This is a genomic window from Rhizobacter sp. P3_C12, assembly GCF_056402735.1.
In genome coordinates, this window is the sequence record NZ_JBFUGW010000117.1 from 1 (window position 1) to 19,532 (window position 19,532).

Below are 19,532 nucleotides of genomic sequence, written 5' to 3' on the forward strand. Positions count from 1 at the left end.
TCGCAGTACACCGCATCGTCGAAGTCGCGCGCGTCCTCGCCGTCGATCGTCACGAGCGCGACGTCGGTGAGATCGATGCGGTCCTTGCGGTCGACCGCGCGGATCTTGTCGGGCAGGCCCGCGGCCTGCGCCTGCGTCTCGGGCGAGAAGCGGTGCGGCACCTCGTACTTGCGCACCGCGATCTCGATCTCCATGCCGGGGTCGTCGATCTCGCCGAGCACCTCGGAAACGCGGCCCATCGGCTGCGAGTACAGCGACGGCGGCTCGGTCAGCTCGATCGCGACCACCTGCCCCGCGGTCGCGTTGGCGATCGCGTTCTTCGGGACCATGATGTCCTGGCCGTAGCGCTTGTCTTCGGGGGCGACCAGCCAGATGCCGCTCTCGTGCAGCAGGCGGCCGATGATCGGCGCCTTCTTGCGCTCGATGATCTCGAGCACGCGGCCTTCGGGCCGGCCCTTGCGGTCGTAGCGGATCACGCGCGCCTTCACGCGGTCACGGTGCAGCACCGCGCGCATTTCCTGCGGAGACAGATAGAGATCGGCCTGCCGGTCGTCGCGGACCAGGAATCCGTGACCGTCGCGGTGCCCTTGCACCGTGCCCTCGACTTCGCTCATCAGTTCGTTGCCGACTTGCGTTGCATTGGAGAAGTTGTTGTTTTTGATGATATAGTCCAAGACTTCCTGARATGCCCAGGTGGCGGAATTGGTAGACGCACTAGTTTCAGGTACTAGCGGGTAACTCCGTGGAGGTTCGAGTCCTCTCCTGGGCACCATCAACGGAACAAGAGATACAAGCGAAGCCAGCATGAACTGCTGGCTTTTTGCTTTTCTGGCGCCCGCACCGCGCGCATTGATCAAGCGACCGCCGCGGAACCGGCTTTGCCGGGCCGCTGGCGGTGCCCCCTCGAGGGGGAGGCGCGAAGCGCCTCGGGGGTGGGTCATCAAATGGCGAATTTCTTGGCCAAGCCGTCCGGGCGGAGTTCGTCGTACTCCTCGAACGGCTGGTGGATCCACGGGCTCGTCGGCAGCAGTTCGACGTAGTAGTCCGGCGTGTAGCTCGACACGCCCTTGGTCCAGATCACCGCCGAGCGCAGTTCGGCGATCGCCGGCATGCCGCGCAGCCGGTCGACCACCGCACGCAGCGTGACGCCCGAATCCGCCAGGTCGTCGACCAGCAGCACGCGCCCGGCGAGCTCGCCCTTCGGCAGGGTGATGTACTTCGCCATGTCGAGCCGGCCCTGGATGGTGCCGGCCTCGGCGCGGTACGAGCTCGTCGACATGATGCCCAGCGGCTTGTCGAACACGCGCGACAGCACGTCGCCYGGTCGCATTCCGCCGCGCGCCAGGCACAGGATCTGGTCGAACTCCCAGCCCGAGGCATGCACCTTGAGCGCCAGGCGCTCGATCAGCATGTGGTACTCGTCCCAGGACACGTAGAGGTGTTTGCCGTCGTCGGTCAGCATGTTCAAAGGCTCCAGGCGTCAGGCTTGATAGGGGTGGCGCAGCAGGATGGTGTGCTCGCGGTCGGGACCGGTCGACACCATGTCGATCGGCCGCCCGATGAACTCCTGCACGCGTTCGAGGTAGCGCCGCGCGTTCAGCGGCAGCGCATCCCATTGCGTGATGCCGGCGGTGCGCTCGGTCCAGCCCGGGAAGGTGTCGTAGATCGGCTTGCAGGCCACGATGTCGTCGGCATCCAGCGGCAGGATGTCGATGCGCTTGCCGTTCAGTTCGTAGCCGACGCAGACCTTGATCTCCGGCAGGCCGTCCAGTACATCGAGCTTGGTGATGCACAGGCCCGAGATGCCGTTGATGATCATCGAGCGCTTCAGCAGCGCGGCATCGAGCCAGCCGCAGCGGCGCGGGCGGCCGGTGACGGTGCCGCGCTCCTGGCCGACGGTCGACAGGTGATGGCCGACCGTGCCGGGCTCGTTCATGTCGAGCTCGGTCGGGAACGGGCCGCTGCCCACGCGCGTGGTGTACGCCTTCGTGATGCCGAGGATGTAGTGCAGCAGGTCCGGCCCGACGCCTGCGCCCGCCGCCGCGTTGCCGGCGACGCAGTTGCTGGAGGTCACGTACGGGTAGGTGCCGTGGTCGATGTCGAGCAGCGTGCCCTGCGCGCCCTCGAACAGGATGTTGGCGCCCTCGCGGTGCTTCATGAACAGCGTGTAGCCCACGTCGGCCAGCATCGGCTTGAGCTGCTCGGCGACCTTCATCGCCAGGTCGTAGATCGGCTGGAACTCCAGCGGCTTCGACTTCAGGTAGCCGCCCAGCGCGAAGTTGTGCAGCTCCAGCAGCTCGCGCAGCTTCTTCGCGAAGCGCTCGGGGTGCTTCAGGTCCTGCACGCGCAGCGCGCGGCGCGCGACCTTGTCTTCATAGGCCGGGCCGATCCCCTTGCCGGTGGTGCCGATCTTGCCGGCGCCGCTGGTCTCGCGCAGCGCCTCGCGCGCCTTGTCGACCTCGACGTGGAACGGCAGGATCAGCGGGCAGGATTCGCTGATGAACAGGCGCGAACGCACCTCGAGCCCGATGGCTTCCAGGCGCTCGATCTCGCCGAGCAGGTGCACCGGATCGACGACCACGCCATTGCCGATGTAGCAGGCCACGCCCTCGCGCATGATGCCCGACGGGATCAGCTGCAGCGCCGTCTTGACGCCCTTGATCACCAGCGTGTGGCCGGCGTTGTGGCCGCCCTGGAAGCGCACCACCGCCTGCGCGTGGTCGGTCAGCCAGTCCACCACCTTGCCCTTGCCTTCGTCGCCCCACTGGGTGCCGACCACGACCACGTTGTGGCCGCCGCGTGTCTGTTCCATGTCTGTCCTGTCCAATGTCTCGAATGGGTGGATCGGCAGGCGGCGTCAGAGCGCTCGCACCTGCCACTGGCCGGCCTGCGCGACCAGCTCGCGGTCGCAGTCGAATTCCTGGCCCTCGTGTTCATGCCCCGGCAGGATGCAGACGACCGACTCGCCCTGCTCCCTCAGTTGCCGGATCGCGGCGCGCAGCGCTGCATCCTCGCCCCAGGGCGCGCGGATCGCCGCCCGCATCGCCCGCGGCGGCGCGATCAGCACCAGCTCCTTCAGGTCGATCAGGCTGAAGCCGACCGCCGGCCGGGTGCGGCCGAACACCGCGCCGACCTCGTCGTAGCGCCCGCCACGCGCCACCGCGTCGCTGGAGCCGGCGGCATACACCGCGAAGCGCGCGCCGCTGTAGTAGTCGTAGCCGCCGAGATCGGCCAGGTCGAAGCCGATGCGCACCCCGGAGTGCGCCTGTTTCAGGTGCTGCGTGAGCCACTGCAGGTCGTCGAGCGCCGCGGTGATCAGCGGCAGCGCGGGCAATTGCGTGCGGGCGGCCGCCAGCACCTCTTCGCCGCCGTACAGCCGCAGCAGCGCCAGCAAGCCGCTGCGCGACGGCTCGGGCAGCGACGCCGTGAGCTCGGCCACGGTGGGTTGGTCCTTCGCGGCGAGCGCGGCATAGAGCGCGGCCACCGCCGGCGCGGGCAGACCGCTGCCGGCCAGCAGGGCCCGCACGATGCGTGCGTCGCCCATGTCGAGCGTCAGCTGGTTCGCACCGGCGCGCTGCAGCAGGTCGAGCGCGAGCTCCTGGATCTCGAGGTCGGCCTCGAGGCCGCGGTGCCCGTAGATCTCGGCACCGAACTGCAACGGCTCGCGCGTCACGTTCACACCGGACGGGCGGGTGTGCAGGACGGGTCCGCAGTAGCACAGCCGGGCCACGCCCTGGCGGTTCAGCAGATGCGCATCGATGCGCGCGACCTGTGGCGTGGTGTCGGCCCGCACGCCGATCGTGCGGCCGCTGAGCTGGTCGATCAGCTTGAAGGTCTTCAGGTCGAGTTCGCGGCCGGTGCCCGACAGCAGCGATTCGATGTGCTCCAGCAGCGGCGGCATCACCAGTTCGAAGCCGTAGCTGCGAGCCCCGTCGAGCAGGTCTCGACGCAGATCCTCGATGCGCCGTGCCTGCGCRGGCAGGACGTCGGCAATGTGCTCGGGCAGGAGCCAAGCAGACGACATGTGAATCACCGGGTATTAAAAACGAGATTGTACCGGCGTGGATGACCCAGCCCCGAGGCACTGGCGTGCCTCCCCCGTCAGCCCAGACAGAAGTAGAGGGCGATCAGGCCGGCGAGCATGCTGCTCAGGCCGATGAACCGGATCTGGCCGTCAGACAGCCGGGTCGCTCGCTCGAACACCCGCCGCCACGCACCCGGGCTGAGGAAGGGCAGCACGCCCTCCAGCACCAGGATCAACGCCAGCGCGGCCAGCAGGGTGTCCCACATGAAGCTCGGAGATCACTCGGCAGCGGCAGAGGCCGCGTGCTTCTTCGGCCGGGCCGGTGCCGCGCCCGACTCGCGGCCGGGGCCGCGCATCGCCTTGAAGAACTCGCCCGACGGGTCGATCACCATCACGTCGGACTTGCTGCGGAAGGTCGCGCGGTAGGCCTCGAGGCTGCGGTAGAACTGGGCGAACTGCGGATCGCGGCCGAACGACTCGGCATAGATCGCCGACGCCTTCGCATCGCCATCGCCCTGCACCTTCTGTGCATCGCGGTAGGCCTCGGCGACGATCACCTCGCGCTGGCGGTCGGCATCGGCGCGGATCTTCTCGCCTTCGGCCGCACCCGTCGAACGCAGCTCGTTGGCCACGCGCTTGCGCTCGGATTCCATGCGGCTGTAGACCGAGCTGGTCACGTTGGCCGAGAAGTCGACGCGCTTGATCCGCACGTCGATGATCTCGATGCCGAAGGCCTTCGCCTCGTCGGTCAGGCGCACCCGCACGCCCTGCATCACGCGGTCACGGTCGGTCGCGAGCATCGCCTGCACCGTGCGCTTGGTCACCTCTTCGTTGAAGGCGGCCTGCACGATCGGGCTCAGGCGGTTCTCGACATTGCGCATGTCGGTGCCGTTGTTGCGGATGAACTGCTTCGGATCGATCACGCGCCACTTGACCAGCCAGTCGATGACCAGGCYCTTCTTCTCGGCGGTGAAGATCGGGCGCGTCTCGGGGCTGTCGAGCGTCTGCACGCGGCGGTCTAGGAAGACGACGTTCTGCAGCGGCGGCGGCAGCTTGGCCTTCAGGCCCGGTTCGGAGATGACTTCCTTGATCTCGCCCAGCGCATAGATGACCGCGAACTGGCGCTGGTCGACGATGAACAGGACGGAGGACAGCAGCATCAGTGCCACCAGGGCACCGGCGACGAGCATGGCGAGTCGATTCATGGTGAGCTTTCTGCGGTTCTCTTCGCCGTGGGATCAGCGGCCGTCGCGGTCGCGGCTGCGCTGGCCTTCGCGCGAGCGGATGTCGACGCTGCCCGTGGTGCTGGCGGGGGCCTCGGTGGGCGTGGTCGCCGGCGCTGCCGTGGCGGGCACGGCACTGCCGACCTGCTGCATCAGCTTGTCGAGCGGCAGGTACAGCAGGTTGGAGTTCTCGCGGGTGTCGACCATCACCTTGCTGACGCTCGAATAGACCTGCCGCATCGTGTCGATGTACATGCGGTCGCGCGTGACGCCGGGCGCCTTCTGGTACTCGGTGAACACCTGGTTGAAGCGCTGCGCATCACCCTCGGCCGTCGCGACGACGCGGGCCTTGTAGGCCTCGGACTCCTCGCGCAGCCGCGCAGCCGTGCCTTGCGCCTTCGGGATCACGTCGTTCGCATAGGCCTGCGCCTCGTTCTTCGCGCGCTCGCGGTCGGCACCGGCGCGGAACGCGTCGTCGAACGCGGTCTGCACCTGCTCGGGCGCCTGCACGCTCTGCACGTTGACGTTGACGATCAGGATGCCGGTGCGCAACCGGTCGAGCTGGGTCTGGATCGACTTGACGAGGTCGATCGCGATCGCATCGCGTTGCTCGTACAGCACCGAGTCCATGTTCGCCTTGCCGACGATCTCGCGCACCGCCGATTCGGCCGCCTGCTCGACGACGATGTCATCGGGGTTGCGGTTCTCGTACAGGTAGGAGCGCGCATCCTTCAGCCGGTATTGCACGCTGAAGCGGATGTCGATGATGTTCTCGTCCTGCGTCAGCATCGACGAATCACGCAGCCCGGTGGCCTGCACCACGTTGCTGCGGCCGATCTCCTTGGTGCGCAGCTGCGTGACCGGCACCGTCTCGTGCGCCTGGAACGGGTACGGGAAGCGCCAGGTGAAGCCGGCGTCGACGGTGTGGCTGTACTTGCCGAACGAGGTGATGACCGCCTGCTGGCCTTCCTGCACGATGAAGAAGCCGCTGAAGGCCCAGATCAGCACGACGACGCCGGCGATCAGGCCGATGCCGATGCCGGCGCTGCGCATGTCGGGGCCGCCACTGCCGCCGTTGCCGCCACTGCCACCGCCTGAGCCGTTCGAGCGCGAGCCCTTGCCGCCGAACAGGCCGCTCAGCTTGCGGTTGAAATCGCGCCACAGTTCGTCGAGATCGGGCGGGCCGTCGCCACGGCCACCGCCGCTGTTCAGCACCGGGGCCTGGACGCCGGAGCGCGCCCCCCGCAGGCTGGCGAAGGCGGCGCCGCCCAGACCGGACAGCAAGGCCTTGGCTGCATGGGCCACGTCACGAACCTGCGAGGCGGGGCCGGCGGCAGGCAGAACTGGGTTGGAGCTCATGGTCATGTGGGTGTGCAGAGGATTCGGGCTCACGCTGCGGCGTCGGGCAGCTCGGACGGACCCGAGGGGAACGCCAATGGCGGAGTTGAGGATGAATGCATGGCGTTCAAGTCGTCCTGCAGCGTGCCGGCCACCGCGGCCGACAGGATGCGGCGCAGTTCCGGCAGGCCGCGGCCGTCGAGCGCGCTGACGAAGACGCGTGGGACCCGCACGCCGCCCTCAAGTTCCAGCACATCGGCATGATGGCGCGGATGCTGCGCGAATTCGAGCTTGTCGAGCTTGTTGTAGACCAGCACCTGCTGGATCTCGGCCGCGCCGATGTCGCCCAGCACGCGTTGCACCTCGGCCATCTGCTCGGCCAGCACCGGGCTCGCGGCATCGACCACGTGCAGCAGCAGGTCGGCGTCGGCTGCCTCCTGCAGCGTCGCCTCGAAGGCCTCGACCAGCTTGTGCGGCAGGTCGCGGATGAAACCGACGGTGTCCGAGAGCGCGGCCGAGCGGCTGATGTCTTCGAGGTAGAGCTGGCGCGTGGTGGTGTCGAGCGTCGCGAACAGCTGGTCGGCGGAATAGCTCTTCGCCTTCACGAGCGCATTGAAGAGCGTCGACTTGCCGGCGTTCGTGTAGCCCACCAGCGAGATGCGGAAGGTGCCGCTGCGCTCGCGTGAGCGGCGTTGCGTGTTGCGCTGCTTCTTCACGCGCACCAGCCGCTCCTTCACGGACTTGATGCGCTCGCCGATCATGCGGCGGTCGAGTTCGATCTGCGCCTCGCCGGGGCCGCCGCGGTTGCCGATGCCGCCGCGCTGGCGCTCCAGGTGACTCCAGCGGCGCACCAGGCGTGTCGACAGGTACTGCAGCCGCGCGAGTTCGACCTGCAGCTTGCCCTCGTGGCTCTGCGCCCGGGCGGCGAAGATCTCGAGGATCAGCATCGTGCGGTCGGCGACGGCCACGCCCAGGTGGCGTTCGAGGTTGCGCTGCTGCGCCGGCGACAAGGCCTGGTCGAACAGCACTGCCTCGGCCTGGTGGCCGAGCACCAGGGCCTTGATCTCGTCGGCCTTGCCGGAACCGACGAACAGCGCCGGGTCGGGCGACTTGCGCCGCGCCGTGACGCGTGCGACCGGCAGGTCGCCGGCCGATTCCGCCAGCAGCGCGAGTTCGTCGAGGCTCGCATCGAAATGGGAGCCACCGCCGAAATCGACACCCACCAGGATGGCGCGCGGCAACGCGGCTTGCGCCGCGGCGTTGGAAGCAGCAGCGGTCATGCGGGACGCCACCTCGGAAGTTGGTGGCGCACCCACCCGAGCGGCCTCAGCGGTCTCAGGTCTGCTCCGGCGCCTCGGCGGCGTGGAAATTCACCGCGCGGCCGGGCACGACGGTCGAGATCGCGTGCTTGTAGACCATTTGCGTCACGGTGTTGCGCAGCAGGACGACGTACTGATCGAAGGATTCGATGTGGCCCTGCAGTTTGATGCCGTTCACGAGGTAGATCGACACCGGAACATGCTCTTTGCGAAGCAGGTTCAGAAACGGGTCTTGTAGAAGCTGCCCTTTATTGCTCACGATATGCTCCGTGATGGAAAGTGATGGAGGTCGTCACGTTAACACAGCGCCGCGCTGCATCGCAGCATGGCGGGCCAAATGAAGCAATCTTTGTCGGTCACTCTTTGTCCGCAAACGGGTTGCTCGACGAGCGCATCTCGATGCGCAGCGGGGTGCCGACCAGCTTGAAGTGCGACCGGAAGCGCCCTTCGAGGAAGCGCTTGTACACGTCGGTCACGTGCTCGAGCGAGTTGCCGTGGATCACGATCACCGGCGGGTTCATGCCGCCCTGGTGGGCGTAGCGCAGCTTCGGGCGGAAGGCACCGGCGCGCTTGGGCGTCTGGAACTCCACCGCCTCGTGCAGCAGCCGCGTCAGCACCGGCGTSGKCATCTTGCRGGTGGCCGACGCATGCGCRTCGGCGATGCCCTGCCACACCGGCCCGAGCCCCTGCCGCTTGATGGCCGAGATGCGCAGCACCGGCGCGAACTTCAGGAAGGCGAGACGCTGCTCGATCGAGCGCTCGAGCGTCTGCTTCTGGTAGTCGTCGATGGCATCCCACTTGTTGACGGCCAGCACCACCGCACGGCCGCTCTCGAGGATGTAGCCGGCGATGTGCGCGTCCTGGTCGGTCACGCCCTGGGTCGCGTCGAGCAGCAGCAGCACGACGTTCGCATCGGCGATGGCCTGCAGCGTCTTGACGACCGAGAACTTCTCGATCGCCTCGAACACCTTGCCCTTGCGGCGCAGCCCGGCGGTGTCGATCAGCTCGAACTTCTGCCCATGGCGCTCGAACGGCACGGTGATCGCGTCGCGCGTCGTGCCCGGCTGGTCGAACGCCACCAGGCGCTCCTCGCCGAGCCAGGTGTTGATCAGCGTCGACTTGCCGACGTTCGGCCGGCCGGCGACGGCCAGGCGGATCGGCGCGCCCTCTTCCGGCTCCTCGGGTTCTTCGTCGAACGGGAAGTCTTCGAGTGCAGCCTCGGTCAGGCTGCGGATGCCCTGGCCGTGCGCCGACGAGATCGGGTGCGGCTCGCCCATGCCGAGCTCGTAGAACTCGCCCAGCAGCGGCGAGTCGACCATGCCCTCGGCCTTGTTGACGGCCAGCAGCACCTTCTTGTTGACCGAGCGCAGGTAGCGGGCGATGTCGTGGTCGTGCGCCGACACGCCGGCGCGCACGTCGACGACGAAGATCACCGCATCGGCCTCGGCGACGGCCTGGCGCGTCTGCTTGGCCATCTCCTTGACGATGCCTGTGGTGCTGTCGGGCTCGAAGCCGCCGGTGTCGACGACGATGAACTCGCGGTCGCCCAGGCGGCCGTCGCCGTAGTGGCGGTCGCGCGTGAGGCCGGCGAAGTCCGCGACGATCGCGTCGCGGCTCTTGGTCATCCTGTTGAACAGGGTCGACTTGCCCACGTTGGGGCGGCCGACGACCGCGATCACAGGTTTCATGGGAAGGTTCTCAGTCTCACTCGGGGCGGAAGGCGAACAGCCCGCCGTTGCGTGTGGTCACCAGCAGCGTGGTGCCGCTCAGCACCGGCGTGCCGACCACGGGGCTGCCATCGGTCGGCAGGCGCAGCTTGAAGCTGCCGTCGGCCGTCGACAGCCAGTGCACATAGCCCTCGACGTCGCCGAACACGGCCATCTTGTTGACGATCAGCGGCGACGACAGGTTGCGGTACAGCAGTTTCTCGACGCTCCACGCCACCTCGCCGCTGGCGGTGCGCCATGCGGTGATGCGGTCGCTGGCATCGGCCGCGACGGTCACGTCCGCGTCGGCCGCGACACCCTGCAGGCCGCCGACGTTGCGCGTCCACGCGAGGCTGCCGCGCTCGGCATTGACGCAGGCGACGGCCGCCTGGAAGGCGCGCGCGCAGACGCTGTCGCCGACGCGTGCGGCCGGCGCGACCAGGTCGGCCAGGCGCTCGATCTCGTTGGTGCCGCGCGGCGAGGCGAGCGACACCTCCCAGCGCACGGTGCCGCGCAGCGGGTCGAGCCCGGTGAGCTTGGCCCCCTGCCCGACCAGCAGCGTGTCCTTGAACGCCATCACGACACCCGGCTGCGACAGCGTCAGCGCATCGCCCGGGCGCTGGAAGCTCCACAGCTTGCGGCCGTCGAGCGCATCGAAGGCCTGCACCACGCGGTCGACGCTCATCACGAAGACGCGTTCGCCGGCCACCAGCGGCGCGCTGCTGACGCGTGCCGGCAGCTGCTTGCGCCAGATCTCCTTGCCGGCATCCAGCGTCACGAGCTGGTTGTCGCGGGTCACGACGCTCACGAAGCGGCCGTCGCTGCCGACGCCGGCGCTGAGCCGGCCATCGGCCTGGCCGCGCCAGACTTCCTGGCCGGTGTCGGCACGCCAGGCCTGGATGGTGCCGTCATCGCTGGCGGCGATGAAGTTGCCGCCGGCCGCCACGATGGCCAGCGGGAATTTCAGCGTGCCGATCGATTGCGTCCAGACCTGGCGACCGGCGATCGACGGCGTCAGCTCCTCGAGCACCGTCGGGCCGGGCCGGGTGGATTTGCTCGCGCAGGCGGCCAGCGCCGCGACCATCAGCGCCAACGCGAGACGCGTCAGTCCCTTCATGGGGTGCCCACCACGGCAGAGGCGGCAGCGCTGGCCGCCGGTGCGGCGCCGAGCGCCGTCAGCTTGGCCTCGACCAGCTGGCGGTACTCGACCGTGCTGTCGAAGCTCTTCCAGGCCTGGTTGTAGGCGGTCTTCGCCTCGTCGGCCTTGCCCTGCGCCAGCAGCACGTCGCCGCGGCGGTCGGCCACCAGGCCTTCGAAACCGGCCGAGGTGGCGGCGTCGAGCGCCTTCAGCGCCTCGTCGTACTTCTTCTGGTCGAGCAGCAGGCCGGCCAGGCGCAAGCGCGCGATCGTCTGGTACTCGGCTTCGGTCGCGTTCTCGCTGGCCCAGGTCAGGCTCGCGCGGGCGGCGTCGGCCTGGCCCTTCTCGAACTGCAGCTTGGCAGCGAGCAGCGCGGCCTGCTGCGCGAAGGCGGTGCGCGGGAAGCGCTCCTTCATCTCGCCGAAGATGCGGCCGGCCTGGTCGGCGTTGCCGGCGGTCACGGCCTTGCCGAGTTCGTCGAACAGCATGCCGGCCTTGGCCGACTGCTCGCGTTGGTAGTACGTCCAGCCGTTCCAGGCCGCGAAGCCGCCCAGCGCCAGGATCAGCACCCAGGTGATCAGGTTGCCGTACTGGTTCCAGAACGCCTTCAGCTGGTCGATCTGTTCTTGTTCTTCGAGGTCGAGGTGGGTGGCCATGGGGATCGTTGGAAATTTCGGACGAAGCCGGGATTATGCGTTGCGCAGTTCAGCCGCCCACTCGGATACGCCCGAGAGCGACAAGTTGCGTTGTGTGACAGCCGGGTCACGCAATGATTTCAGCGCCACCTCGCCGGCCGCCAGCTCCGATTCGCCGAAGATCAGCGCCCAGGCGGCGCCGCTGGCATCGGCCTTCTTGAACTGCGCCTTCATGTTGCCGCCACCGGCATGCATCTGCACCGACACGCCGGCCGCGCGCAGCGCCTGCAGCGTCACCAGGGCCTGCGGCAGCACCGCCGGCGACATCAGCACCGCGTAGGCGCGCGGCGCCGCACTCGGCACCGGCAGCTTCAGCTCCTGGATCAGCAGCAGCAGCCGCTCGATGCCCAGGCCGAAGCCCACCGCCGGCGCCGGCTTGCCGCCCAGCTGCTCGATCAGGCCGTCGTAGCGGCCGCCGCCGCACACCGTGCCTTGCGAGCCGAGCTGGTCGGTGACCCACTCGAAGACGGTGAGGTTGTAGTAGTCCATGCCGCGCACCAGGCGCGGGTTGACGCGGTACGGCAGCCCCGCGGCGTCGAGGATCGCGCGCACGGTGCCGAAGTGCGCGAGCGAGGCCTCGCCGAGGAAGTCCATCAGCTTCGGCGCCGCCTCGATCAGCGATTGCAGTGCCGGGTTCTTGCTGTCGAGGATGCGCAGGGGGTTGCTGTGCAGGCGGCGCTTCGAGTCTTCGTCGAGCGCGGCGGCATGCTGCTCGAAGTACGCGACCAGCGCCTCGCGGTGCGCGCGCCGCTCGTCGGGCTGGCCGAGGCTGTTCAGCTCGAGCCGCACGTGCTCGCCCTCGACCAGGCCGAGTTCGCGCCACAGCAGGCGGGTCATCAGGATCAGCTCGGCATCGACGTCGGGGCCCGCGAAACCGAGCGCCTCGACGTCCAGCTGGTGGAACTGGCGGTAGCGGCCCTTCTGCGGCTTCTCGTGGCGGAACATCGGGCCCATCGTCCAGATGCGCAGCGGGCCGTTGTACAGCGCGTTGTGCTCGACCATCGCGCGCACGATGCCGGCGGTGGCCTCCGGGCGCAGCGTCAGGCGGTCGCCGTTCATCGCGTCGGTGAAGGAGTACATCTCCTTCTCGACGATGTCGGTGACCTCGCCCAGGCCGCGCRCGAACAGCGCGGTCGGCTCGACGATCGGCGTCAGCAGGTACTGGTAGCCGTAGCGCGCGAGCACCGAACGCACCGTCGTCTCGAACCACAGCCACAGCCCGGCGTCGGGCAGTTTCTCGGTGCGCGGCACGCTGGCCGGCAGGATGTCGTTCATGCCCTTCACGGCCTGGAGGGCGGCTTGCTTGGTGTCAGCCATAGGAATCAACTTGAAAGCAGATCGGGTCCCGAAAGACCCGGCAGTGCGAAGAAACCCCGGTCAGCCTGAGGTATCGAAGGCCCGCTCGATGCGGGCAGGTGCAACGGCGCTGACGAAGGCGTCAGGCCGCCACGGTCGAATGCTGGGCGGTGGCCGAGCCGAAGCGCTTCTCGATGTAGTCCTCGACCAGCGTCTGGAACTCCTGCGCGATGCGTTCGCCGCGCAGCGTCAGCGCCTTCTCGCCGTCGATGAAGACCGGCGCGGCCGGCGCCTCGCCGTTGCCGGGCAGGCTGATGCCGATGTCGGCATGCTTGCTCTCGCCCGGGCCGTTGACGATGCAGCCCATCACCGCGACCTTCATCGACTCGACACCCGGATAGCGGGCGCGCCACACCGGCATCTGCTCGCGCAGGTAATCGTCGATCTGCTTGGCCAGCTCCTGGAAGGTGGTGCTGGTCGTGCGGCCACAGCCGGGGCAGGCGGTGACGCTCGGGTTGAACGCGCGCAGGCCGAGCGACTGCAGGACCTCCAGCGCCACCACGACCTCTTGCGTGCGGGCCTCGCCGGGCTGCGGCGTCAGCGAGACGCGGATCGTGTCGCCGATGCCCTGCTGCAGCAGCAGCGCGAGCGCGGTGGACGACGCCACCGTGCCCTTGGTGCCCATGCCGGCTTCGGTGAGCCCCAGGTGCAGCGGGTAGTCGCAGCGCTTCGCGAGCGCCTGGTAGACGCTGACGAGATCCTGCACGCCGGACATCTTGCACGACAGCACGATCTGCTCGCGCCGCAGGCCGATCTCTTCGGCGCGCTTCGCCGACTCGATCGCCGACGTGATGATCGCGCGGTACATGATCTGCTGCGGCTCGAACGGCACGGCGCGGCGGCCGTTCTCGTCCATCATCTGCGCGAGCAGTTCCTGGTCGAGGCTGCCCCAGTTGACGCCGATGCGCACCACCTTGTCGTGGCGCGCGGCGGCTTCGATCATCTGGGCGAACTGCTTGTCGCGCTTGTCGCCCTTGCCGACGTTGCCGGGGTTGATGCGGTACTTCGACAGCGCCTCGGCGCAGGCCGGGTGCTCGGTGAGCAGCTTGTGGCCGTTGTAGTGGAAATCGCCGATCAGCGGCACGTCGACGCCCATGCGGTCGAGCTGGTCGCGGATGTGCGGCACCGCCGCGGCCGCCTCGGGCGTGTTGACCGTGATACGCACCATCTCGGAGCCGGCCACCGCCAGCTCCTTCACCTGGATCGCCGTCTCGATCACCTGCACCGTGTCGGTGTTGGTCATCGACTGCACGCGCACCGGTGCGCCCCCGCCGATCGTCACGTTACGTGCGCCCCAGCGCACCTGTGCCTGCACCGTCGTGCGCTGCACCGGCCGGGCCGGTTCGATGAACTCGTCGTCCAGCAGCAAGGCCGAAGGAATCTGCGAGGGGGAGGAGATGGAGGTCATGGCTTACTCGAGGTCGAACTTGGCGATGTTGTCGCGCGTGGGCGACATGGTCACCGCGCGGCCCCGGTAAGTAACCGTGGTGGCCGAAACGTTCCCGATTCTGACGTGAAGCGGAGAAGCCCCGTCCAGGCCCAAGGATTCCCCGGGCTGCAGCGAACGCGACACCAGCACGGTGCCGCGGCCGTCGATCACCTCGATCCAGGATTCGGCGGTGGCCTTCAGCAGCAGCGCGCCGGAGGTGGCTCGCGGCGCCGCGACCGGCGGGGCCGAGGCCGGGGCTGGGGCCGGTGTCGCGGAAGGTACGGCCGGCGGCACGGCCGGCACGACGGCCGGTGCGGAAGCCGCCGGCAAGGTGACGGTCTCGACGACCGTGTTCGGCGGCAGCACCGGCGGCATCAGGGCCGACGGCTCCGACGCGCCGGCATCGGCTGCAGCCGGCGCCGGTGCCGACGTGGCTTCGGAGACGCGCGGCAGGTTCGACGCGATCCAGCCGCTGGGCAGCAGGTAGATCGCCGCGGCAGCCAGGGCCAGCAGCACCGCGCCGATGACGCCGGGGTTCTTCAGGAAGCTCAGGTCGGTCGGCACGCCGCCCAACGGCTTGTCACGGAACGGCGCGTTCAGGCCCTGGCTCAGGTGGTCGAGGCGGTGCGCCTGCGGCTGCGGCAGCAGGGCCAGCACCGGTGCGGCATCGATCTTCAGCGTGYGGCAGATGGTCTGCGCCAGTGCGCGCGTGAACGTGGCATCGGGCAGTTCGTCKAAGCGATCGGCTTCGAGCAGCTCGAGCTTGCGCGGCGCGACCTTGATCGAGGTCGCGAGCGCGGCGATGTGCAGGCCGCGCGCCTGGCGGGCCTGGCGCAGCAGCATGCCTGCCGTCACCGGATCGGCAGGCGGCGGCGCCACGGGCTGCGCCTGCTGCACTGGCGTCTCGCCAGCGGACGCACCACCCTCGGGGTCGGCCGGCACCGGATCACTCATCGAACTGCCCCCGTTCGAACGCCGACGATTCGCGCGATTGCGGGAAGCGGTCGCGCAACTGGCGGCCGAGGTCGACCACGCCCTGCCGGTTGCCGAGCTTGTTCTCGACGCGCGCCGCCAGCCACAGCGTCTGTGCGCTCGATTGATCGGCCACCGCGTTGACGCGGCGGATGTAGAAACGTGCGCGCTCGAAGTCGCCGCGGCGCAGCAGCACTTCGGCCAGGTTGACGCCGGTCGCGGGGTTGGCCGCATCGAGCTCGTAGGCACGCAGCAGCGTCGCCTCGGCCTCCGGCCACTGGCCGGCGCGCGCCTGGCACACGCCCTTGGCCAGCATCGAACGGACGTTGCCGGTGTACTGCGGTGCCGTCATCGCCTGCTCGAACAGCGGGAAGGCCTCGTCGAAGCGCTTCTGCTGGCACAGGTACCAACCGTAGTTGTGCAGCGTGTCGCCGTCGCGCGGGCTCAGCTCGAGCGCGCGGCGGAAGCTCTCCTGCGCCAGCACGTCGTCGCTCAGTCCGGCGTAGATCAGGCCGCGCAGGTTGTAGGCCTCGGTCATGCTGGGCTGCGCCTGCAGCGCCAGCTTCACCTCGTCGAGCGCCGTGGTCAGCTGGCCACGCGCGAAATACGCGCTCGCGAGCTCCATGCGCACCCGCGCCCGCTTGCCGGCCTCGGAGTCATCGGGCGAGTTGGTCCGGTTGGGCGCCTGCTCGACTCCGTTCACGGTGGTCGTGGTGGTACAGCCTCCGAGCAACGCAGAGAGGGCCGCAACGGCCAGCGTGATCGACAAGCAACGACGTCCCCAGGTCATGAACGGCCCTCCTTCGAGCGTGATGTGATGTCTGCAGATTCGGTGACAGGGCGGTGCACGCGGATCGGTGCACGCGTCATGCGCTTGTGGGCCTGGGTGCGGTCCTGCACCTCGCCGGCGAGCTGGCCGCAGGCGGCGTCGATGTCGTCACCGCGCGTCTTGCGCACGGTCGTCACGACGCCGGCCTCCTGCAGCACCTGCGCAAAGGCGCTCACGCGCTCGCGCGGCGAACGCTTCAGGCCGGACTGCGGGAACGGGTTGAACGGGATCAGGTTGAACTTGCACGACACCGCCTGGCTGATGCGCACCAGCGCACGGGCGTGCTCCGGCGTGTCGTTCACCCCGTCGAGCATGCAGTACTCGAAGGTGATGAAGTCGCGCGGCGCCTTGTCGAGGTAGCGGTTGCAGGCCTCGAGCAGCTCGGCGATCGGGTACTTGCGGTTCAGCGGCACGAGGTCGTCGCGCAGCGCGTCGTCCGGTGCGTGCAGCGAGACGGCCAGCGCAACCGGGCAGTCGTCGCGCAGGCGGTCGATCATCGGCACGACGCCCGAGGTCGACACCGTGACGCGGCGGCGCGACAGGCCGTAGCCGTGGTCGTCGAGCATCACGCGCAACGCCGGCACCAGCGCCGAATAGTTCTGCAGCGGCTCGCCCATGCCCATCATCACCACATTGGTGATGGCGCGCTCGCCGGCGGCCAGGTGCAGGCGGCGGCGCAGGTGGTGCTCGGCGAACCACAGCTGGGCGACGATCTCGCCGGTGGTGAGGTTGCGGCTGAAGCCCTGGTGGCCGGTCGAGCAGAAGCGGCAGCCGACCGCGCAGCCGGCCTGCGACGACACGCACAGCGTGCCGCGGTCGTCTTCGGGGATGAACACCGTCTCGACGGCATTGCCGCCGCCGACGTCGAACAGCCACTTGATGGTGCCGTCGGTCGAGGCCTGCTCGCTGACGACGGCGAGCGGCGTGACGCAGGCGACGCCCGCCAGCTTGTCGCGCAGCGACTTGGCGAGGTCGGACATCGCGTTGAAATCCGACGCGCCCTTCTGGTGGATCCAGCGGAACAGCTGGGTCGCGCGAAAGCGCTTCTCGCCGAGCCGCTCGCAGTAGGCAGCGAGCCCGTCGAGGTCGAACTCGAGGAGGTTGGTGAGACTCATGCCAGCCTCCATCGAGAGGGAACGCTGCCCGCTCAGCGCGAGTAGACGTTCATGCCAGGGAAGAAGAACGAGATCTCGACGGCCGCCGTTTCCGGGGCGTCGGAGCCGTGCACCGCATTGGCGTCGATGCTGTCGGCGAAGTCGGCGCGGATCGTGCCCTTCTCGGCCTTCTTCGGATCGGTGGCGCCCATCAGATCGCGATTCTTCGCGATGGCGCCTTCACCTTCCAGCGCCTGGATCATCACCGGGCCGGAGATCATGAAATCGACCAGGTCCTTGAAGAACGGGCGTGCCTTGTGCACCGCGTAGAACGCTTCGGCTTCACCGCGCGACAGGTGGGCCATCCGCGCGGCCACGACCTTCAGGCCTGCGCCTTCGAAGCGGGCGTAGATCTGGCCGATCACATTCTTCGCGACGGCGTCGGGTTTGATGATGGAAAGAGTACGTTCGATCGCCATGATTTTTTCTCCTGAATCAAGCACTTGGCAAAGCTTCGGATTGTATCGCTTGAAGGGGGCTCAACGGCCGCCGCGGCGACCACCGCCGCCACCGCCACCGCCATATCCACCCCCTCCGCCGCCGCCACCCCCGCCGAAGCCACCGCCGCCACCGCCGCGGTTGCCGCCCCGGCCGCCACCGCCCTTGCCGCCACGGCGGTGGAAGGCATCGGCGCCGAGGTAGCCCATCGAGGTCTGCAGCGGATCCGGCTCGCGCGGCCCGCCGCCCTTCTTCGGCTGGTTCGGCCGCGGCGGCGCACTGCCGCCCGGGCCGAAGCCGCCGCCGCCGCGGCCGAACCCGGCACCGCCCGCAGGCGTGCGCGGCTTCTGCACGAAGCGCTTGTCGAAGGTCTGCTCCAGCGGATTCGGGATCTTGGACGGATCGAAGTCCAGGCCGTCGTCGTCGCGGTCGAAGTCATCCGGCTGGCGCTCGCGCGCCTGGGCCGGCACCTGCTGCTGGTTTTGCGGCTGATGTTGCGGCTGGTTCTGGCCGCCCCGGTTGCCGCGTGGCCCCCGGTCCTGGCGGTCGTTCGGGCGCTGGGCGTCGCGCTCGTTGCGCGGCTTGTTCTGGCCGTTGTTGTTGTTGCCGCGGCCGCGGTCATTGCCGCCGCGGCTGTCGTTGCCACGGTTCTCGTTGCCGCGATTTTCGTTGCCACGGTTCTCGCCGCGGCCTTCCTGGCGCGGCTGCTGCGGATTGCCATCGCGCCGCTGCCCGTCGCCACCGCCGGCCAGCCGGCGGATCGTGCGCACGTCGCCTTCCTCGAGGTCGACCCAGACGCCGCGCTTCAGCCCGCGCGGCAGCACCACGGTGCCGTAGCGGATGCGGATCAGGCGGCTGACCGTGAGGCCGACCGTGTCGAACAGCTTGCGCACCTCGCGGTTGCGGCCTTCGGTGATGACGACGCGGTACCAGTGGTTCGCGCCCTCGCCGCCGCCGTCGACGATCGACTTGAAGCCCGCGATCTGGCCCTCGACCATCACGCCGGCCAGCAGCTTGGCCTTGTTGCCCTCGTCCAGCGTGCCGAGCACGCGCACCGCGTACTCGCGCTCGACGCCGAAGCGCGGATGCATCAGCTGGTTGGCCAGCTCGCCGGAGTTCGTGAACAGCAGCAGGCCTTCGGTGTTCAGGTCGAGGCGGCCGACCGACTGCCACTTGCCCTGCTGCAGGCGCGGCAGGCGGCGGAACACGGTGGGGCGGTGCTGCGGATCGTCGTGCGTGACGACCTCGCCGGCCGGCTTGTGGTACGCGATGATGCGCGGCGCCGGCGGCACGATGCGCACGCGCACCGGCTTGCCGTCGACCTTGATGCGGTCGCCGAACGAGATGCGCTGGCCGGTGTGGGCAGGCTGGTCGTTCACCGTGACGCGGCCGTCGGCGATCATGTCCTCCATGTCGCGGCGCGAGCCGACGCCGGCCTGGGCCAGCACCTTGTGCAGCTTCGGGGCGTCCGGGTCGGCCTGCAGCACGCGCTTGCGTTCGGCGGCTTCCTCGGGGGTGATCTCGACGCCGGATTCGGCCTCGGCATCGCCGGCGGCTTCATCCTCGGCGTCCAGGTCGTCCTCTTCACCCTCGGCCCCGGCCTCGTCGGCAGACAGCGATTCCGCCGGCTCGGTGGACGGCGCGCCCTCGGGCTGCGGCGCCTCGACGTCGAAATCACCGGACACCACCGTCGCGAACAGGTCGCTCGCATCGGGCATCACCGGCGTCGACAGGTGCGCTTCGGCCGCGCCGAGCACGACCTCGTCGCGGCGGCGGTCCTTGCGCCCGCCGCGGCGGCGATTGCGCGACGCCCGGGTCGGCTGGCCGTTCTCGTCGACCTCGCGCTCGAGGCCGGGCGGATCCCAGTCCGGCGGCAGCTCGGCGCCGGGCTCCTTGACCACGGTGAAGATC

The 19,532-nt window shown here is 68.9% G+C and carries 18 protein-coding genes, 1 tRNA gene and 1 pseudogene; 1 reads left to right on the forward strand and 19 read right to left on the reverse strand.

Annotation, left to right across the window (positions count from 1 at the left end; translation table 11 throughout):
- Positions 1 to 614 (reverse strand): annotated as a pseudogene (locus AC1DXV_RS18445) (ribonuclease R); the annotation flags it as partial.
- Between the two features lie 73 nt (positions 615 to 687).
- Here AC1DXV_RS18445 and AC1DXV_RS18450 point away from each other — a divergent pair.
- Positions 688 to 772: transfer RNA gene (locus AC1DXV_RS18450), tRNA-Leu, on the forward strand.
- A gap of 168 nt (positions 773 to 940) precedes the next feature.
- Here AC1DXV_RS18450 and AC1DXV_RS18455 read toward each other — a convergent pair.
- The 18 genes from AC1DXV_RS18455 to AC1DXV_RS18540 form a co-directional block, all read right to left on the reverse strand.
- Positions 941 to 1,462: a phosphoribosyltransferase gene (locus AC1DXV_RS18455; protein ID WP_047502856.1), complete on the reverse strand. Its 522-nt coding sequence runs from the start codon at positions 1,460 to 1,462 to the stop codon at positions 941 to 943.
- Positions 1,463 to 1,480: 18 nt separating this feature from the next.
- Entirely contained in the window at positions 1,481 to 2,812 is a 1,332-nt protein-coding gene (locus tag AC1DXV_RS18460) for an adenylosuccinate synthase (protein WP_047502541.1), read from the reverse strand.
- A 45-nt stretch (positions 2,813 to 2,857) separates the two neighbouring features.
- Positions 2,858 to 4,024, reverse strand: a complete 1,167-nt coding sequence (locus AC1DXV_RS18465; RefSeq protein ID WP_477934869.1) for an ATP phosphoribosyltransferase regulatory subunit — start codon at positions 4,022 to 4,024, stop codon at positions 2,858 to 2,860.
- 77 nt (positions 4,025 to 4,101) lie between these two features.
- Positions 4,102 to 4,290: a DUF2065 domain-containing protein gene (locus AC1DXV_RS18470; protein ID WP_477934871.1), complete on the reverse strand. Its 189-nt coding sequence runs from the start codon at positions 4,288 to 4,290 to the stop codon at positions 4,102 to 4,104.
- 12 nt (positions 4,291 to 4,302) lie between these two features.
- A complete protein-coding gene (gene hflC, locus AC1DXV_RS18475) occupies positions 4,303 to 5,229 on the reverse strand; it encodes a protease modulator HflC (protein WP_477934873.1) in 927 nt (308 codons plus the stop codon).
- A 33-nt stretch (positions 5,230 to 5,262) separates the two neighbouring features.
- Positions 5,263 to 6,612: an FtsH protease activity modulator HflK gene (gene hflK / locus AC1DXV_RS18480; RefSeq protein ID WP_477934875.1), complete on the reverse strand. Its 1,350-nt coding sequence runs from the start codon at positions 6,610 to 6,612 to the stop codon at positions 5,263 to 5,265.
- A 23-nt stretch (positions 6,613 to 6,635) separates the two neighbouring features.
- Positions 6,636 to 7,865, reverse strand: coding sequence for a GTPase HflX (hflX, locus tag AC1DXV_RS18485; RefSeq protein WP_477869172.1), 1,230 nt, complete (start codon positions 7,863 to 7,865; stop codon positions 6,636 to 6,638).
- 55 nt (positions 7,866 to 7,920) lie between these two features.
- Positions 7,921 to 8,163 carry an RNA chaperone Hfq gene (gene hfq, locus AC1DXV_RS18490; RefSeq protein ID WP_047502530.1) on the reverse strand — a complete coding sequence of 81 codons (243 nt, stop codon included), beginning with the start codon at positions 8,161 to 8,163 and terminating at the stop codon, positions 7,921 to 7,923.
- Positions 8,164 to 8,260: 97 nt separating this feature from the next.
- Positions 8,261 to 9,592, reverse strand: a complete 1,332-nt coding sequence (gene der, locus AC1DXV_RS18495; protein ID WP_477934877.1) for a ribosome biogenesis GTPase Der — start codon at positions 9,590 to 9,592, stop codon at positions 8,261 to 8,263.
- Between the two features lie 16 nt (positions 9,593 to 9,608).
- The gene (bamB, locus tag AC1DXV_RS18500; RefSeq protein WP_477934879.1) at positions 9,609 to 10,727 is read right to left on the reverse strand and encodes an outer membrane protein assembly factor BamB; all 1,119 of its coding nucleotides are present in this window, start codon (positions 10,725 to 10,727) and stop codon (positions 9,609 to 9,611) included.
- A complete protein-coding gene (locus tag AC1DXV_RS18505) occupies positions 10,724 to 11,404 on the reverse strand; it encodes a YfgM family protein (protein WP_477934881.1) in 681 nt (226 codons plus the stop codon). Before AC1DXV_RS18505 ends, bamB begins: the two co-directional genes overlap by 4 nt.
- 33 nt (positions 11,405 to 11,437) lie before the next feature.
- On the reverse strand, positions 11,438 to 12,760 hold the full coding sequence (hisS, locus tag AC1DXV_RS18510; protein ID WP_477934883.1) for a histidine--tRNA ligase: 1,323 nt from the start codon (positions 12,758 to 12,760) through the stop codon (positions 11,438 to 11,440).
- Positions 12,761 to 12,881: 121 nt separating this feature from the next.
- A complete protein-coding gene (ispG, locus tag AC1DXV_RS18515) occupies positions 12,882 to 14,207 on the reverse strand; it encodes a flavodoxin-dependent (E)-4-hydroxy-3-methylbut-2-enyl-diphosphate synthase (RefSeq protein WP_477869870.1) in 1,326 nt (441 codons plus the stop codon).
- Between the two features lie 3 nt (positions 14,208 to 14,210).
- On the reverse strand, positions 14,211 to 15,182 hold the full coding sequence (locus AC1DXV_RS18520; protein ID WP_477934885.1) for a helix-turn-helix domain-containing protein: 972 nt from the start codon (positions 15,180 to 15,182) through the stop codon (positions 14,211 to 14,213).
- The gene (gene pilW / locus AC1DXV_RS18525) at positions 15,175 to 15,990 is read right to left on the reverse strand and encodes a type IV pilus biogenesis/stability protein PilW (RefSeq protein ID WP_477873617.1); all 816 of its coding nucleotides are present in this window, start codon (positions 15,988 to 15,990) and stop codon (positions 15,175 to 15,177) included. The genes AC1DXV_RS18520 and pilW overlap by 8 nt, the downstream gene beginning before the upstream one ends.
- Entirely contained in the window at positions 15,987 to 17,144 is a 1,158-nt protein-coding gene (gene rlmN / locus AC1DXV_RS18530; RefSeq protein ID WP_477934887.1) for a dual-specificity RNA methyltransferase RlmN, read from the reverse strand. The genes pilW and rlmN overlap by 4 nt, the downstream gene beginning before the upstream one ends.
- A 32-nt stretch (positions 17,145 to 17,176) precedes the next feature.
- Positions 17,177 to 17,602, reverse strand: a complete 426-nt coding sequence (gene ndk, locus AC1DXV_RS18535; RefSeq protein WP_477934889.1) for a nucleoside-diphosphate kinase — start codon at positions 17,600 to 17,602, stop codon at positions 17,177 to 17,179.
- 60 nt (positions 17,603 to 17,662) lie between these two features.
- A partial coding sequence (locus tag AC1DXV_RS18540) for a pseudouridine synthase (protein WP_477934891.1) occupies positions 17,663 to 19,532 on the reverse strand: 1,870 nt, incomplete at its 5' end.